This is a genomic window from Bifidobacterium scaligerum, assembly GCF_002802865.1.
GTDB classification, from domain to species: Bacteria; Actinomycetota; Actinomycetes; order Actinomycetales; family Bifidobacteriaceae; genus Bifidobacterium; species Bifidobacterium scaligerum.
In genome coordinates this window covers 74,900-92,285 of the sequence record NZ_PGLQ01000008.1, presented here as the reverse complement: position 1 = coordinate 92,285, position 17,386 = coordinate 74,900, and the positions used below count along the sequence as shown (strand labels likewise).

Below are 17,386 nucleotides of genomic sequence, written 5' to 3'. Positions count from 1 at the left end.
AAGGGGTATCGTCGGCAGCGTCAGATGTGTATACGCGACAGGGACGAGGGGAGGGGATTCAGCGGCTTAGTGGCTCCACACCGCCGCGTCGGGGTCGTCGTCGGGGTTGTAGCCGTCGTAATCGCCGTAGGTGTACTCGTCGTCCACCACGCCGGAATCGGCTTCGGCGTTCAGCTCGTCCACATCCTTCTTGTCCAGCTTGTACTGCGGCAACACATTCTCGATGTAGCTGGTCACGGCCTCGCCCATCGGCACATCGTGGCCGGCCTTCTCGGCCAGGAACCAACGGTGATCGAGCACCTCATGGAAGAACTGCGCCGGCTCGATCTGGGAACGATAATCGCGCGGAATCATACGCACGGTCGGCTCGTAGACCTCACGCATCCAATCGGTGGCCACAATCTCCAACTCTTCGCCGTCACGCCATGTGGAGGCACGGTAGGCGTCGAGATCGTTGAGCAGACGACGGGCCTGATTCTCCTGCACATCGAGACCGGTCAGACGCAGCAGCTTGCGGTTGGCGTAACCGGCGTCCACCACGCGCGGACGCACCAGCACACGCTTGCCATCCTCGGCGGTCTTCATTTCCAGCTCGTCCACGTCGAAGCCCAGCTCATTGAGCTTGTTGACGCGCTGCTCGATCTTCCACATCTCGTCCGGACCGAACTTATCGGTATCGGTCAGGGCGCTCCACAGCGAGTGATAACGATCGGCCAGACGGTTGCCGACCTCAATCTCATCCACGTCGCTCGGCAGCAGACGGCCGGACGCCAAATCCATCAGTTCGCCGATGATATTCGTACGGGCCAAGTCGATATCGTATTCTCGCTGACCATCAGTCAGCTGTACCTGCAGATCACCGGTTTCGGCGTCCACCAGAAAAGCGGAGAACGCGTCGGCATCACGCAAGAACAAAACGTTCGACAGGGACACGTCACCCCAGTAGAAGCCGGCCAAGTGCAGACGCACCATCAGCACCGCCAGTGCATCAATCAATCGTTCGGCGGTATCGTGCTGCAGATTACGCGCGAACAGTGCGCGGTACGGCAGCGAGAACTTCAGATGACGGGTGACCAGAATGGCTTCCAGCGGCTCGCCGTTCTTGTCGTGACGGCCGGTGACCACCGCGATCGGGGTGACGGTGGGCAGTTCGAGCTTCTGCAGTCGGCGCAGAATCTCGTACTCTCGTTCGGCCACCTGACGGGTGATTTCCTTCATGGCGTACACTTCGTCGCCCACATGCACGAAACGCACCACGTGACGGGAGATGCCTCGCGGCAGGTTGGCGAGCAGGTCCTCAGGCCACGTGGCCAGAGGCTTGTGCCACGGCAATGTGAACATCTTCGGATTTGAACTGGCAGCGGTGATCTTCAGAGCCTGCGGCTCGCCCGAAGAGGTATGGCCGTCTTCGGCTTTAACCGACGTGGCCTTCAGCGCGCGCGGATCCATCTGGGGCAGATTGTTTACTTCCATAGCACTCCATCGTACTGAATTGCGGGGAACAGCTTGTTGTCATTATAGAAGCGGCACAGCGCAGACAAAAAGAAAAGCCCCGCTGCTATGCGGGGCTTTCCCAACGAGGTCATAAGAGAGGAAGAGAATAACCTCGTTTAATGGTTGACGAAGCGGTTAGACCTCGCCAAGTATCTACTAGTTCAGACGCAGCTCGGTCGACGGAGCGAACAGGTGCATCTTGGCCGGGTCGATCTTGATCTTGACGGTTGCACCGACCTTCGGCAGCGCACGCGGGTTCACACGAATCGTCGTGAGCTTGTTCTGGTCGGACATAACCTGAGATTCCTCGGCAGCGGAGCCATCAGTGATGATGTTGCCGTAGATGTAGCCGTCGGAGCCCAGATCCTCGACGTTCACGACCTTCAGGGAGAAGGCGTTCGGGTCATCAGCCGGAGCCAGGCCAGCGTCCTCAGGACGGAAGCCGACCACGATCTGGTTGTTGTCCTCCGGGGTGAGCTTGTTGACGGCCTCAGCCGGCAGATCCACGGTGTCCTCACCGATCTTCGCCTTGCCGTTGACCACCGGGTGGGTGTTCAGGTTCATCGACGGGGAGCCGATGAAGCCGGCGACGAAGACGTTGGCCGGGCGATCGTACAGCTCGGTCGGAGCGCCGACCTGCTGCAGGATGCCGAGCTTGATGACGGCGATACGATCGCCCATCGTCAGAGCCTCGGTCTGATCGTGGGTCACGTACAGGGTGGTGACACCCAGCTGACGCTGCAGAGCAGCGATCTGGGTACGGGTCTGGACACGAAGCTTGGCGTCGAGGTTGGACAGCGGCTCATCCATGAGGAAGACCTTCGGCTCACGAACGATTGCACGGCCCATGGCCACACGCTGACGCTGACCACCGGACAGAGCCTTCGGCTTACGATCGAGGTACTCGGTCAGGTCGAGGATCTCAGCGGCCTTCTCGACGCGCTTGCGGATCTCGTCCTTCGGGGTGCCGGCGATCTTCAGAGCGAAGCCCATGTTGTCGGCGACGGTCATGTGCGGGTACAGAGCGTAGTTCTGGAACACCATTGCGATGTCGCGGTCCTTCGGCTGCATCGTGGTGACATCCTTGCCACCGATGAGGATGCGGCCCTTGTTGACCTCTTCCAGGCCTGCGAGCATGCGCAGGGTGGTGGACTTACCACAGCCGGAAGGACCAACCAGGACGAGGAACTCGCCGTCCTTGATATCAAGATTCAGATCATCCACAGAGGGCTTGTCGTTGCCCGGGTAGATACGAGTGACGTGGTCGAATACGACTTCTGCCATAATTACTAATCCTTTCAGAGGCAGGTACGTGCCTCACGATCCGTTGTAAAGGGATTGTTTGTTTCTTACTGTGCTTCGACCTACCGTAGCCATCTACCACATTGCTTCCGGGAACTGCAAGCCTCAGCGTTCACTTTTCCGGTTCAGTGAAGAATCTCTTCGTTGAGCCACGTCTCACTATACACGGCTCGACGGCCGGTGCAAGCAATGCGCCCGAAATCCGCGTTTCCCAGCGTGTCGCCACGCCACCGCAGCCGATTTCGCAGTGGCCGGCGACGGCACCCGGCGTTAGGCTTGAACCCATGGAACATGAGCCGTTGGTCAGCATCATCATCCCGGTATATAAGGTCGAGCGGTTCCTCGACGCATGCGTGGCGAGCGTGGCCGCGCAGACGTACACCAATCTCGAAATCCTGCTGGTAGACGACGGCTCTCCCGACTCGTGCCCGGCCATGTGCGATGCCTGGGCTCGCAAAGACCCTCGCGTGCGTGTGATCCACAAACCCAACGGCGGACTTTCGGACGCGCGCAACGCCGGCATCGCCCAAGCCACCGGATCCTATATCTACTTCGCCGACTCCGACGACACCGTGGCCCCCACGCTGGTGGAAGACTGTCTCGCCGCCTTGCGCGACTACGACGCCGACCTCGTGATGTTCCAGTTCGACACCATCTCCGAAAACGGCAAGCCCCTGCTCTCCAACTATCGGCACAACGACTTTTCCGAAGTCCAGATCCTCACCCCGGTAGAGACCATCAAAAAACAGGTTCGGGCCGAAATCGACGGTTATTTCTGGGCGTTTCTCGCACCGGCGTCGACCTATCAATCCACAGGGTTCTCATTCCCGGTCGGCCGCAAAATCGAGGACCTTTCCCGCATCTGCAACGTGATCGGCGAGGCCACACGCGTGGTGCGCATTCCCAAGGTGCTGTATCACTACCGCATGCGTGAGGGCTCGATCACCGCCACGTTGGACCCGAAACTGACACGCGACTGGACCCGGGCCGCCGATGACCGCGAGACCTATATTCTTGAGCGGTTCCCTGAGCTCAAAGGGTTCATGACGCTGCAGCAGTTGAATTTCTTCGCCAATCTCGACTATGAGACCATCCGCCAGTCGCTGATTGCCGGGCTCAAAATCGATCCCGAAGACGCCGACTCCATTCGCCGGCATATTGAGCGGCTGTCTAAAACCGCGACCGAAAGCGACGAGCCAATTCCAGACACCCTGCGAGAGCTCCTTGGACTACTCAAGCTCGGTGTGGCCAAATTCGCGGACAACGCCGTGGACGCGCTGTCCGCAGCCGCGCCTGATGTCACGGCGGATGCCGATGTGCCGGCCGGCACATCGGGCGGTGCCGCCAACCATCGTTCGGCATCGCCGCTCTTTTCTGGCTCGCGTCCACTAACGGCCGCCTCGGGCCCGCAAACGGAAGACGGCAAGGAGGACGAACCGACACTGGCGGAGCGTTTCCGCGACATGCGCGAAGATTGGCGCCAGCTGCGCATCCAACATATCGAAGAGGCCGAGGAGCGCAAAGCCGAGCGCCTAGCAGCCCGCAACGGCGTCACCTTCGAGCAGGAGTAGCTTCTATCGGGCTATGAAGGCGACTACCGCTCACCTTGCCAGCGGTATCTCGTTTGACAGGGGTACATTGAGACTCATCAAAATATCTATCTGCTTTACAAGGGGTACTTCATTCAGTAGAAGCGCCCCTGCCTCGGCAGTATTGTACCGTTTTGATCCCATGTCTACTTGGATCAGTACCCCTTACAGAACAGATAGATCTTCGAGAACCGCCAAATGTACCCCTGCCAAGTGAGATAGGCCCATATACAAGTCCACCGGATAAGATGGCACACAGAAGAACCATGACGGGAGGCCTGTGATGGGCGGCACGTTGGGCGATACCATAGCCAACGCGCTGCCGGATATTCCGCGCCTCCGCACCGCCTTGTGCGAATGGCTGGCGTGCATGGTGTACATTATGGCCATTTACCGCCGCGCATGTTGGCAGCGCACCGCCATAGTCAGTGCCGTGTTGCGCAGGGACTCCACGGACGCGTTGCGCACCACCAAACGAGACGTTTCACGCCACGGCTTCGGCGTGAAGTCGATTCGTCACATCGCCGCGCAGTACGGCGGCGAAGTGACGATTCGCACCGAAGATCACTGGTTCGTGCTCACGGTACTGATTCCGCATCTTCCGCGGTAGGCGGGCGTCAGAAGTCCCAATCGTCGTCGTCGGTCTCCTCGGCTTTGCCCATCACGTAGGAGGAGCCGGAGCCGGAGAAGAAGTCGTGGTTTTCGTCGGCGTTCGGGCTCAGGGCGGCGAGGATCGCGGGGTTCACGTCGCAGATTTCAGCCGGGAAAAGCGCCGGGTAGCCAAGGTTCATCAGCGCCTTGTTGGCGTTGTAGTGCAGGAACTTCTCCACATCCTCGACCAGGCCCACGCCGGAGTACAGGGATTCGGTGTAGCCCACCTCGTTGTCGTACAGCTCGTTGAGCAAATCGTAGGTGTAGTCCTGCAGGTCGGCGCGCTCGGCGTCGGTCAGCTGGGCGATGCCCTTCTGGTACTTGTAGCCGATGTAGTAGCCGTGCACGGCCTCGTCACGGATGATGAGGCGGATCACATCGGCGGTGTTGGTGAGTTTGGCGTGCGCGGAGAAATACATCGGCAGGTAGAAGCCGGAGTAGAAGAGGAAGGATTCGAGCAGCGTGGAGGCCACCTTGCGCTTGTACGGGTTGTCGCCCTCGTAGTAGTCGAGCACGATTTCGGCCTTCTTCTGCAGGAACTCGTTCTGCTCACTCCAGTCGAACGCGGCGTCGATCTGCTCGGTGGAGCACAGGGTAGAGAAGATCGAGGAGTAGGACTTGGCGTGCACGGATTCCATGAATGCGATGTTCGTGTACACGGCCTCCTCGTGCGGGGTGAGCGCGTCCGGAATCAGGGAGACCGCGCCGACCGTGCCCTGAATGGTGTCGAGCAGGGTCAGTCCGGTGAACACACGCATGGTGAGCGTGTGCTCCTCTTCGCTCATCTGCTGCCAGGAGGGGATGTCGTTGGAGACCGGAACCTTCTCGGGCAGCCAGAAGTTGCCGGTCAGGCGGTCCCAGACCTCAAGGTCCTTCTCGTCTTCCAAACGGTTCCAGTTGATGGCGGAAACGCGGTCGATAAGTTTCAGCGGCTTACGCGGAATAGAAATCGGTGGCATATTTATCCTTTCAGAGCATGCAACTTACGCAACCGGCAACCTCAGTGCCTTCCAGCGCCTGCTGGCGGATGCGGATGTAGTACAGGGTTTTGATGCCCTTGCGCCAGGCGTAGATCTGGGCCTTGTTGAGATCTCGCGTGGTGGCGGTGTCCGGGAAGAACAACGTCAGCGAAAGACCCTGATCGACGTGCTGGGTGGCCTCGGCGTACGTGTCGACGATGGCCTTCCAACCAATCTCGTAGGCATCCTTGTAGTACTCAAGGTTGTCGTTGGTCATGTAGGCGGCCGGGTAGTAGACGCGGCCGATCTTGCCTTCCTTGCGGATTTCGATCTTGGACGCGATCGGGTGGATCGAGCTCGTGGAATGGTTGATGTAGGAGATCGATCCGGTGGGCGGCACGGCTTGCAGGTTCTGGTTGTAGATACCGTCCTTGATGATGTCGGCCTGCAACGCCTGCCAGTCGGCCACGGTCGGGATGGCGATGCCGAACTTGGCGAACAGTTCGCGTACACGGGCGGTGCGCGGTTCCAGAGAGCGGCGGCCGTCGGTGTACTTGTCGAAGTAGTTGCCCTGGCCGGCCGGCTTGGCGTAGTCGGAGGTCGGGAAGCTCTTGAATGCCTGGCCGTGTTCGACGGCGAGTTTGTGGGAGGCGCGGTAGGCGTGGTAGGCCACGGTCATGAAGTACATGTCGGTGAAGTCGAGGCCTTCCTCGGAACCATACATGATGCCTTCGCGGGCCAGGAAGCCGTGCAGGTTCATCTGACCCAAGCCGATGGCGTGACCTTCCTCGTTGGCGCGGCGGATGGAAGGCACGGCGTTGATGCTCGTGTGCTCGGCCACCGAGGTGAGCGCACGAATGGCGATCTCCACGGTGTGCGCCAGCCCGCCGTCCATCGCCTTGGCGATGTTGAGGGAGCCGAGGTTGCACGAGATGTCACGGCCGACATGCTTGTAGGTCAGGTCTTCGTTGTATTCGCTGGGCTCCTGCACCTGCAGGATTTCGGAGCACAGGTTGGACATGGTCACGCGGCCCTCGATCGGGTTGGCGCGGTTGACCGTGTCTTCGAACACGATGTACGGATAGCCGGATTCGAACTGCAGTTCGGCGATGGTGGTGAAGAACTTACGTGCGTCGATGTAGGTCTTCTTGATGCGATCGTCCGCCACCATCTCCTCGTAGTGTTCGGAGATGGCGATGTCGGCGAACGGCTTGCCGTAGACGCGTTCCACATCGTAGGGGCTGAACAGGGCCATCTGCTCCTTGCGCTTGGCCAGTTCGAAGGTGATGTCCGGAATCACCACGCCGAGCGCCAGGGACTTGATGCGGATCTTCTCATCGGCGTTCTCGCGCTTGGTGTCGAGGAATCGCAGGATATCCGGGTGATGGGCGCTCAGGTACACCGCGCCGGCACCCTGGCGGGCGCCCAGCTGGTTGGCGTAGGAGAAGGCGTCTTCCAGCAGCTTCATCACCGGAATCACGCCGCTGGACTGGTTTTCGATGTGCTTGATCGGAGCGCCAAGCTCACGCAGGTTGCTCAGCAGCAACGCCACGCCACCACCGCGCTTGGACAGCTGCAGGGCCGCGTTGATGCCGCGGGAGATGGACTCCATGTTGTCTTCGATGCGCACCAGGAAGCAGCTGACCGGCTCGCCGCGCTGGGCTTTGCCGAGGTTGAGGAAGGTGGGGGTTGCGGGCTGGAAACGGCCGGCGAGCATCTCATCGGCGTATTCGACGGCCTGATTTTCGTCACCGGCGGCAAGCTCCAGCGCCACGGCGGCGCAGCGCTGCGGGAAATCCTCAAGGTAGCGCTTGCCGTCGAAGGTTTTCAACGCATAGGACGTGTAGAACTTGAAGGCACCGAGGAAGGTGCCGAACTCGAAGCCAGCGGATTCCACGTGCGCGTAGAAGCGATCGAGGAATTCTGCCGAGTACTGGGCGAACACGGCCGGGTTGTAGTACTGGTTGTCGATCAGGAACTGCAGACGTTCGGCGGTTGAGGGGAAGGCGACGGTGTTGGCGGCCACATGGTTGGTCACATAGGCGCGCTCGGCGGCCTTGTCCTTGTCGAACTGAATCTGACCGTTGGCGTCATACAGGTTGAGCATCGCGTTCAGCGCATGGTAATCGTGCGCTGGATCGGTGGGCTCGGCGGCATGTGACGTGTTGTCGAGGGCCAGTCCAGTGTTGGTGAAATCGGTCATAGTCGAATTGAATTCCTTACGATGTAGCGAAAACGGCTGTGTCAAAGCGGTAGCCCCTCATCAACGTTTTTGTTCCGCACTCTGCCCCTTCCCTTTTTCGCGAATATGTACCACTGACAGCGACTCAGTGGTACATATTCGCGAAAAAGGGGCAGGGAAGGGGCGCAGAGACGGAGGATGAGACGGCGAATGGAGCTGGGCGAATCAGTGTTCGGTGAAGAAACGCACCAGACCGTTCTTCACGGCCGCAGTATCCTCCGGCGTACCCATCAGCTCGAATTTATAGAGGAAGGGCACATGGCATTTGGCGGAGATGACGTCTCCGGCGGCACAATAGGCTTCACCGAAGTTCGTGTTTCCCGAAGCGATGACGCCGCGAATCCACGCACGGTTCTCCGGATCGTTCAGGAACCGTTTGACTTGGATCGGCACGGCTTTCGCAATCACTCCCCCGCCATAGGTAGGCACCATGATGACGTAGGGTTCACGTACGTTCAGCGCCGGCTCGGAGGCTTTCAGCGGCACACGGTACACGTTGATGCCATCGTCCTGGAATCGGCATCCGGCCACAAAACGAGCCGTGTTTTCAGAAGCCGACGAGAAGTACACCAAAGCACCTACCGGATTGCCGGCGGCAGCGAATTCCGGCTTGCTCGCCGCGGAATGCCCATCGCCGGCCGGAACGCTCTGATTCGGTGCATCCACCGTGCGGCTTGCGCCGGTTTGCTTTTGCCGCGGCTGCCCGTCGAGTGCTGACGTCACGCGGCCACCGGGGCCACAGCCGCAACCTGCTTGGCGACTTCACGAATCAGATCGGGGCGATAGCCGGTCCAAGAGTTGTCCGGCGTGATCACCACCGGCGCCTGTCGGAAGCCGGCGGCCTGCAGCTGTTCAAGGGTGGAGGGGTTCTCGGTCAGGTCCACGGTCTCAAACGGCACACCCAATTTGGTGAACTGGCGCTTGGTGGCCTCGCACTGCGGGCAATGCGGCTTAGTGAACACGGTGACGGTCATAGCAACTCCCCTGGTAACAGCATTTTTCAAATGAAGCGAAAGTCATATTACAACCATGCGATTCGCAATCAAGCCACTATGTGTAGTGGCGTGTTGCATCAATAAACACTAGATATAGTGTTTTGCGTTGATTTTCCGCCATTTGTGCAAGGCAACCATAAAACCATATAAAGCAACCCGCCGAGCAACTTGTGGCATTGTTCACATTTGAAGAACCATGAAAAAGCCCGACCGGGCGCTTGAGATAAGCGTCCGTCCGGGCTTGGAGAAAGAAGAAAGTCAGAAGATTGGAAAATTAAGGATTACTTAGCCTACTTGTTCTTCGGCATAATCCAGAACTTGAGCAGCGGGTAGCTCACCACCACGGCCAGCAGCGTGTTGACCACGGAAGCAATCGTGCCGGCCACACCGGCGTTCATACCCCCGGCGGCGGACGCGGTCGGCTTCGTGGTATCAGTCATGGTTGAGCTCCTTTGCGGTGCGCTTGTTGGCAGATTGGTTGCGGAAGAATCCGGCGATGAGCCCGCCGATTCCACGGAAGGTATGTCCGTTGGCGATCGCGACGATGGCATCCACCATGGCCGAATCGACCATGCCCTGCGTCATCTTGCTCATGGCGCGCGGCGGCATGTTGAGAATGAACAGCGTATTGAGATCGGGAGCGCCGGTTTTCTGCCGCACCGCGGCCTCGCGTTTGGTCAGGGTTTTGGCAATGGTACGAGCCACGAACCCGCGCGAATCAACCCAGCTGGAGATCGGGTCGTTCACGCCGAATACCGTAGGCTTGCCGGGCGCGATGACTTCGCGGCCAAACAATACGGCCATTTCGGCATCAGTCACGTGTTTGACGTCACCGGCGAGGTAGTGTCCCAGCGCCGGGTCGGCGGGCGCGGCGTCCACATCGCCGGCCACGGCAAACGGCGTCACGAGCGGCAGATGCTCGGCGTCGGAGCCCACGGCGAGCGTCCAGATGCCGGATTCCATAGCCCAGCGATTGGCGGCAACGTCGAAGTGACGGAAAGTGTATCGATCGAAATCGATACGCACGGTTGTCGTCTCGTGTGCGGCCAGCTCGACCTTGACGAAGCCTTTGAGTTCGCGTACGGGGCGCAGCACACCGGCTGCGGCACCCGCGTCAGCCGCGGCGCCCTCGCCGGAGCGCGACGGCCCGGCAACGTACAGCTGTACGACAGTGGCCCCGGCGACGTCAGAATCATTGGTGACGGTGAACTGCACACCGGTTTCGTCGGCAGTCACATTGCCGTACGCAAACGTTGCGTACGACAGACCGTAGCCGAACGGGAAACGAACCGGAACGTCGGCAGTTTCGTAGTAACGGTAGCCGATAAACGGGCCCTCGCGATAGATGGCGTCACGTCCGATGGCCGGATACCATCCGGAGGACGGGCAGTCGTTGTAGCGCAACGGCCAGGTTTCAGCCAAATGGCCGGACGGATTGACTTGACCAGTGAGCACGCGTACAGCGGCGGAGGCGCCGGCTTGACCGGACAGGCCGATATATAGCATGGCGCTCACGGACTCAAACCATGGCAATTCGACCGGGGAACCGGCCACCAGCACCACCACGACAGGCTTGCCGGTAGCGGCCAGCGCGTCCACAAGATCGTTTTGGACCCGCGGGATGGCCATGGTGGAACGGTCGAGCCCTTCGGATTCGCTGCGCTCGTCGAGACCGACCACGGCGATGACGACGTCGGTGGAATCGGAGGAAGCAAGCGCCACGGCTTCGTCGATCAAGGACTGGTTGGCCGTGCCTTGGCGGTCGTAGCCCTGGGCGTAGCCGGAAACTGTCACGCCCGTGGAATCGGCGACGGCGTTGAACTCGTCCAGAATATTCTCCTCGCTGGTGGCGTTCACCTTGGAGGACCCGGAGCCTTGGAATCGCGGGGTTTTGGCCATGTCTCCGACTACGGCCACGCGGGTGCCGGGCTTGAGCGGCAGCACAGGCACGGCGTCCGTGTCGGATGCGGCGGCATCGTTCTTCAGCAGCACAGCCGACCCTTCGGCCACGCGGCGGGCCACGACATGATGTGCCGCAGCGATATCATCCTTCAACAAATCATTGCGCCCCACGCCTTCGGTGCGGGTCAGTCGGGCGATTTTGGCCACTTCGCCGGCACGGGCGGTCAGATCCGCCTCGGAGAGCGTGCCGGCTTTGACCGCGCCTTCCAGCTCACGCACGGAGGTGTAGCCGGGGCTGGGCATTTCAAGGGAGCCGCCGGCCTTAACCGCCGCCACGGCGGAGTTGGAGCCTCCCCAGTCGGAGACGACCATGCCATCGAAGCCCCATTCGTCGCGCAGAATGTTCTGCAGCAGGTGCTTGTTCTCGTGCGCATAGACGCCGTTGACCTCGTTGTAGGAGGTCATGATGGCCATCGGCGCTGCCTCGCGCACGGCGATTTCAAACCCAGTCAGATAGATTTCACGCATCGTGCGCTCATCGATCACCGAGTTGGACGCCTGACGCCGCAGCTCCTGGCTGTTCACCGCGAAATGCTTGGGGCATGCGGAGACGCCGTTGGACTGAATGCCGCGAATCAAACCGGCGGCCATGCGCCCCGCCACGATCGGATCCTCGGAATAATACTCGAAGTTGCGGCCGCACAGCGGGTTGCGCTTGATGTTGAGGCCCGGCCCGAGCAGCACATTCACACCGAGATCATGCGCTTCGCGGCCGAGCGCCTCCCCCATCGCTTCGGCGAGCGCCGGATCCCACGAGTTGGCCACCGTGCCGGCGGTCGGGAAGCAGGTGGCGGGCTTGGACGCGCCGAGGCCCAGATGGTCGCCTTCGCCGAGCTGCCGACGCACGCCGTGGGGACCATCGCTCATCACGAAGCTGGGTATGCCGGCGCGTTCGTTGCCGCGCGAATCCCATTCGGAAGCGCCGGAAAGCATCGCCGCTTTCTCACCCACCGAAAGTTCTTCGAGTTCCATCGCCATCTCGTCCTCCCTTGCACTTGCGGCGCGCACGCCGGTGACGTAACCCACCGGCCCGCGCACTTCACGTACTTTATGTACTCCGCGCACTTCACGTATTCGTTGCGTATCTCTCCGGCGAACCAGCCGCGCCACCCTGCTGCACGCGATTCGCCGCTAGTGTGATTCAATCAGGTTCAGGCACGCCCGGTGGGGCTCATTGCACAACCTGTCGTTTTCCGCGCACGATTGGTCGGGCGACACCCCGCCGGCATCCAGCAGCACTCGCCCAACAGCACCCCGTCAATCCGCCTCTACAATCGGAATATGGGACTGAAGACGTGGAAGAAGTGGACGGACTGGCCGCTGATGATGCTGTCCGTGATGTTTCTGGTGGCGTACTCGTGGGAGATTCTGGCGCGGACGCATGTCACACTGTGCGAGAACGTGATCAATGCGATTTGGGTGGCGTTCGTCATCGACTACGCGGTGTCCCTATGGTTGGCTGACAATCGTTGGCGATGGTTCAAACGCAACCTGTTCGCGCTGTTGACCATCGCGCTGCCCATGTTTCGGCCTCTGCGACTGCTGAGGCTGCTTACCGTGCTGCATGTGCTCAACCGCACGTCCGGCATGGCGGTGCGCGGGCGCATCACCGTGTACTCGTTCGGCGCGGTGACGATGCTCATGTACGTGGGCGCGCTGGCCGTGTATTCCGTGGAGCGCGGGGCCGCCGGGTCCACGATCACCGATTTCGGCACCGCACTGTGGTGGTCGTTCGTCACCGTGACCACCGTGGGGTACGGCGACGTTTCGCCGGTCACATTCCAAGGCAAGATCATTGCGGTGGCGCTGATGTTCGCCGGCATCGCATTGATCGGTATCGTTACGGCCACGTTGGCTTCGTGGATTGTCGATCAGGTCAATCTGGAGGCCGGGCGTCGTGAGGACGCGCGTGAGAAGGAGGTGGCCAAGGAGGCCGTGCAGGCCGCCATCGCCACGGCTGCAGCCACAACAGAAACGGCATCCGGCAAAACCGAAATCGAGCTGTTGCGCGACGAGGTGCGCCAACTGACCGCCGCAGTCGCCGGCTTGCGCGAGGAACTTGAGCGGCGTTGATCTTCGGCAAAACGACGGCGACGAACCACGCACACATACGCGCACGCGCATATACGAGAAAGTGGTCTCTCGCTTATACCGGCGATGCAGGCCGATATAAACGAGAGACCACTTCAGCATTCAGCTTCGTCGGAGAAGGACTTGGCGCTGGAGATCAGGGAGTCGGAGTACTGGTCGGCCGGCACTTCAGGCAGGGTCCAGTCCTGGGCCCGCATGCCTACTTCCGGACGATCGGCACGGTCTCCTCCTTTTGGCCTATAACCCCTGGGCCGGGAAGTAACGAAAAGGAATAAAGGAAAAAGAAAAGAAGAAGGGGGCGGGAGAGAAGGGGATATTCCCGCCCCCTTGAAGGCGCGGAGCAGGTTGGGGGACGCTCCGCCCTTACCCCAGGAAGCCATAGTTGGGGGAAGGCTCCTGGCGAACTTACCCAAGGTAAGACTATGCCTGTGCAGAAAAAATCTGCGCATCTTCTATAATACGCTTTTTCCTGCGCGACGAGCCTCTTGTCGGGATCGAACCGACGACCTGCCGCTTACAAGGCGGCCGCTCTGGCCATCTGAGCTAAAGAGGCGTGTTTCCGGACGCTTCACGCACGGAACAAATGACTAGCATACCATCAGGTACCGCGGTGAAGCGCTCCATGTGTCGCAGTGGTCACCGCAGTACCGGCATGTCATGATGGTTGTCGCGATTGTCGCCGCCGCGGCACTATCAGTTGGCGGTGATGTCGATGGGTTTCTTGCTTGCGCCGATGGACGGCAGCTTGCCCTGCACACCCACCTGATTTTCGTCAAGGCCGATGGCGTCAAGGAAGCCCTTGACCATGGTGGTCTTGGCCAACGTGATGTTCTGCAGGCTCCAGTATTCGCCGTTGATGGTCAAGGTGGGCGAGGAGAAGCCGCCGGAGCTGCTGAACAGTTCGGGGCGCAGAACCGTGTAGTTGTTCGAGGCGGTGAGCCAGTCCACGTATTCGTTCTCGCCGCTGAAGGCCGCCGACGCCACATCCTCGCTCACGCCGGCCTTGACGGCCTGTTCCTTGAGTTTGTCGTTGCTGACGGAGACGTAATTCGACAGCTCGCCCGGCTGGAAGTCCGCATCGTAGATATTCGCCAGATAGTCGAGCAGATGGTCAGGATCGTCGTCGTGTTCGGCGATGTAGATGGCACCGTTGAACGCACGGTTGGAATAGTCGTCCGAGCTCTTGTTGTTCTGGAAGTTGAGGAAGTGCAGATCAAGGGTGATTTGACCGGCGTTCATCATCTTCTTCAGGGTCGGGTCAAGATTCTGGTTCACCGAAGCGCAGCCCGGGCACAGCGGCTCCATATAGATGGCAACGGTCGGCGCCCCCTCGGCCTTCGTGCCATACCCCTTGCTGGAGATCAGGAAGCCTGCGTCGTCGCTGGCGTTGGCCGGCTTGGTCTTGACTTTCTGCAGAGCGCTGTAGGCCTCGTCCACGGTCGTGCTGGACTGCGTGGAGGAGCTGGACATGGCCTTGTACACGGCGAATCCGCCGACGGCCACCAGCACCACGATAATGGCCACTACAATGCAGCCGATAATCGTCTGCTGCTTGCGCTCCTTGGCGGCCTGCGCTTCCTGGGCGCGCTTGGCCGCTTCCTCTGCCGCGCGACGTTCAGCGCGGGTGGCGCGCTTGGTCTGACGCTTCGGATCTGACATAGTCTTCCCCCTGCATGGTTCAATGTTTCGGCCCAATCATAATGACCCGCCCTGAGGATAGGTACGCCAGAAGCTCAAAAGACGTGAATTCTCGGTAAACACCGCACGTGACATCCGTCACAGATCGCACCGGCCGCACGCCACGAATCAGATCAGTCACGGCCAGCGGCCAGTAGCGCATCAGCAACGCCACACGTCACCATATGGTGCCGAGCGGCGTCCAATCAATAGGCGCGCTCGTCATCCACGGTGCCACGCATAACGCCACCGCGATCACCAGCCATATGGTGAACAGCACCGTGCTGCGCCGGCCGCGCACTGCCGGAGCCGCGGCACCGGCGGAAAGGTCGGCCCCCAACGTCGGAGCGCCAGTGCTCAATCCCCGCAGCGCGCCCGCCCCCAAACGCAACATCATGGTTTGAGGACCGAACGCCGTAATCAGCCATCCGACAGCCATGCAGCCGGCCAGCGTCAATCCGGACGACGAGTAAGGCATATCGACCAATAACGGCAACGGCACGCTCCGGTCCGCGGTGAAATACCAATATATTGTGCGTACCGGTAGCCCCAGAGACACCGTGACGACTGCGGTACCAGCCAAAAATACGATGCCCAGCAGCACAAGTCGCGGCAGCATCAACAGCAATGCCTTGACGATATGCCACGGCAGCGTGGCGGTGCGAATCCATACGTCGGAGCCTTTGCGTTGACCGCCGCGACGGCCTTCACGCTCCAGCTGCGACTCGGTGTTGCACGCCAACGTGAGCAGCAGCCAAATCACCAGACCGGCCACCGCGAGCGCACACAACGGTGCCGATGCGGCCATCGCGGCCAGAGGCACGGCAAGCAGCCACAACGGCAACGTGCCGCGTTGCAGATACATGCCGCGCCGCACGTCCGCGGGGTTCGGGCCCATATGTTGCGCCAACGCCTCGGTAGGCACGGCTTGCGCGGTTTGTGTGATCACCCTCTGCAACGCCGGGCGAATATCAGGGTCGACCATTGTCGGCGCGGCATCGGCGGGAGTCGCGGGGGCGACGCCGGCCGGGACAGTCGGAGCTACCGGAGGAAATGAGGGGGCCGACTCCGGCAGTACCGCAGTCTGCCCCGGCAACACCGATGTGCGATCAGGGAGCACCGCCGCCTGGTCAGGCAATACGGCCGTACGTTCTGAGGGAACGCCCGAATCGCCGGTGCCGCCCGAATCGCCGATGCCGCCCGAATCACACAGTGGCACGGTCGTCGCCGATGCCGCAAGCGGCGTTACCGCGGCGGACTGTCCGTCGCCGAGCGGAACCGTGGCGTCGGCGGGCGTTTCGCCCCGCCATAATGTGCGCGGATTGTCGTCGTCGCGCACACTGCCGTCGCGCACGCCACCGTCAAAAGGGAGCATCGCCCCGCTCTCGCCGCCGGGCGCGACCCCGGCCCAAGCCGCAGGATTCAACGCATCAAGCATGATGGCGTGCAGCAGCTGGTCCGGCGTGCAGCGCTGCGCACGGTCAGGGCTCAGCGCGGACCGGAACGCCGCCATCGTACCGGCCGGCAGCCCGGTGAGATTCGCGTTGCCGGACGCCTCACGCTCCAGCACCGCCATCATCGGCTTGGTGCCGAACACCGGCGCACCGGTGGCCGCAAACGCCAGCACGGACGCCACCGACCACCAATCGGTCATGGCATCGGATTCCGCACCCTCGATGATCTCCGGGGCGATGAATCCGGGCGTGCCCATCACCAGTCCGGTCCGGGTGACGTGACTTTCCCCCTCCCCCATCGCAATGCCGAAATCGACCAGCACCGGTCCGGAAGCGGAGACCATGACGTTTGTGGGTTTGATGTCGCGGTGAACGATGCCCGCGGCATGCACCGCCTTGGTGGCCTCGATCAGTTTGCGGGCCAGCCGTTCGAGATCGTCGCCGATATACCGGCCGTTGACCGCCACATCGTCCTTCAGATTGCGGCCCTCGATCAGTTCGGTGACGATGAACGCCAACGAATCATCCAATTCCATATCCACGATGCCGCACACACCCGGATGGTTGACCTTCTTCAGCGCCATGGCCTCGCGGCGCAGACGTTCGCGCGGCGTGATGTTCGGTTTCAGATCGGGATCCTGCAGCGCGGCGCGCCCCATGCCGCCGGACGAGGAGTCGTCGGCCAGCGAATCGCGCAGGATTTTCATGGCGTACACCGTGCCGCCATCGTCGCGCACACGCCACACCGATCCCATGGCACCGGCCCCCAAGCGGGAAAGAAGCGTGTAGCCTCCCACCACTTCGCCCGGTTCAAGATTCAACGCTGCCAGATCGCTCATATGCTCCATCCTAGACCGTCCGCAATCAGCCTGTATTTTTGGATATTTTGCACCCATCGCCGCGTCACAGACCGGATTTTTGCCGCATATTCCTATGGCCGCGTAGGATAGGTGAAGATTAGAAAGGGAGG

11 protein-coding genes, 1 tRNA gene and 2 pseudogenes are annotated in these 17,386 nt (G+C 60.9%); 3 read left to right on the top strand and 11 right to left on the bottom strand.

Annotated features, from left to right (window positions below):
* Nucleotides 1-66: 66 nt before the first annotated feature.
* Nucleotides 67-1,473 carry a DUF4032 domain-containing protein gene (locus CUU80_RS09365; protein ID WP_100497059.1) on the bottom strand — a complete coding sequence of 469 codons (1,407 nt, stop codon included), beginning with the start codon at nt 1,471-1,473 and terminating at the stop codon, nt 67-69.
* A gap of 177 nt (nt 1,474-1,650) precedes the next feature.
* Nucleotides 1,651-2,778 (bottom strand): ABC transporter ATP-binding protein, encoded by a 1,128-nt coding sequence (locus tag CUU80_RS09360; protein ID WP_100497058.1) that lies wholly within the window; start codon nt 2,776-2,778, stop codon nt 1,651-1,653.
* A gap of 302 nt (nt 2,779-3,080) precedes the next feature.
* Here CUU80_RS09360 and CUU80_RS09355 point away from each other — a divergent pair, with 302 nt between their 5' ends.
* Together CUU80_RS09355 and CUU80_RS09345 are read left to right on the top strand one after the other, a co-directional pair.
* Entirely contained in the window at nt 3,081-4,367 is a 1,287-nt protein-coding gene (locus CUU80_RS09355; RefSeq protein WP_243388717.1) for a glycosyltransferase family 2 protein, read from the top strand.
* A gap of 472 nt (nt 4,368-4,839) precedes the next feature.
* Nucleotides 4,840-4,995: pseudogene (locus CUU80_RS09345) on the top strand (GHKL domain-containing protein); the annotation flags it as partial.
* A 7-nt stretch (nt 4,996-5,002) separates the two neighbouring features.
* Here the strand turns inward: CUU80_RS09345 and nrdF are convergent.
* The 6 genes and pseudogenes from nrdF to CUU80_RS09315 all read right to left on the bottom strand — a co-directional run bounded on the left by nrdF (nt 5,003) and on the right by CUU80_RS09315 (nt 12,166).
* The gene (gene nrdF, locus CUU80_RS09340) at nt 5,003-5,995 is read right to left on the bottom strand and encodes a class 1b ribonucleoside-diphosphate reductase subunit beta (protein ID WP_033889497.1); all 993 of its coding nucleotides are present in this window, start codon (nt 5,993-5,995) and stop codon (nt 5,003-5,005) included.
* Nucleotides 5,996-6,005: 10 nt separating this feature from the next.
* Nucleotides 6,006-8,198: a class 1b ribonucleoside-diphosphate reductase subunit alpha gene (gene nrdE, locus CUU80_RS09335; protein ID WP_100497056.1), complete on the bottom strand. Its 2,193-nt coding sequence runs from the start codon at nt 8,196-8,198 to the stop codon at nt 6,006-6,008.
* 204 nt (nt 8,199-8,402) lie between these two features.
* Nucleotides 8,403-8,903: a class Ib ribonucleoside-diphosphate reductase assembly flavoprotein NrdI gene (gene nrdI / locus CUU80_RS09330; RefSeq protein ID WP_165775920.1), complete on the bottom strand. Its 501-nt coding sequence runs from the start codon at nt 8,901-8,903 to the stop codon at nt 8,403-8,405.
* A gap of 53 nt (nt 8,904-8,956) precedes the next feature.
* Nucleotides 8,957-9,211, bottom strand: coding sequence for a glutaredoxin family protein (locus CUU80_RS09325; RefSeq protein WP_100497054.1), 255 nt, complete (start codon nt 9,209-9,211; stop codon nt 8,957-8,959).
* 311 nt (nt 9,212-9,522) lie between these two features.
* Nucleotides 9,523-9,633: pseudogene (locus CUU80_RS09320) on the bottom strand (PTS cellobiose transporter subunit IIC); the annotation flags it as partial.
* Between the two features lie 31 nt (nt 9,634-9,664).
* On the bottom strand, nt 9,665-12,166 hold the full coding sequence (locus CUU80_RS09315; protein WP_100497070.1) for a glycoside hydrolase family 3 C-terminal domain-containing protein: 2,502 nt from the start codon (nt 12,164-12,166) through the stop codon (nt 9,665-9,667).
* 309 nt (nt 12,167-12,475) lie between these two features.
* Here CUU80_RS09315 and CUU80_RS09310 point away from each other — a divergent pair, with 309 nt between their 5' ends.
* Nucleotides 12,476-13,267 carry a potassium channel family protein gene (locus CUU80_RS09310; RefSeq protein WP_100497053.1) on the top strand — a complete coding sequence of 264 codons (792 nt, stop codon included), beginning with the start codon at nt 12,476-12,478 and terminating at the stop codon, nt 13,265-13,267.
* Between the two features lie 497 nt (nt 13,268-13,764).
* Here the strand turns inward: CUU80_RS09310 and CUU80_RS09305 are convergent.
* The 3 genes from CUU80_RS09305 to CUU80_RS09295 all read right to left on the bottom strand — a co-directional run bounded on the left by CUU80_RS09305 (nt 13,765) and on the right by CUU80_RS09295 (nt 17,264).
* A tRNA-Thr gene (locus tag CUU80_RS09305) sits at nt 13,765-13,838 on the bottom strand.
* Between the two features lie 140 nt (nt 13,839-13,978).
* Nucleotides 13,979-14,944: a thioredoxin domain-containing protein gene (locus tag CUU80_RS09300; RefSeq protein WP_100497051.1), complete on the bottom strand. Its 966-nt coding sequence runs from the start codon at nt 14,942-14,944 to the stop codon at nt 13,979-13,981.
* A gap of 196 nt (nt 14,945-15,140) precedes the next feature.
* On the bottom strand, nt 15,141-17,264 hold the full coding sequence (locus CUU80_RS09295; protein ID WP_100497049.1) for a serine/threonine-protein kinase: 2,124 nt from the start codon (nt 17,262-17,264) through the stop codon (nt 15,141-15,143).
* Nucleotides 17,265-17,386: the final 122 nt, after the last annotated feature.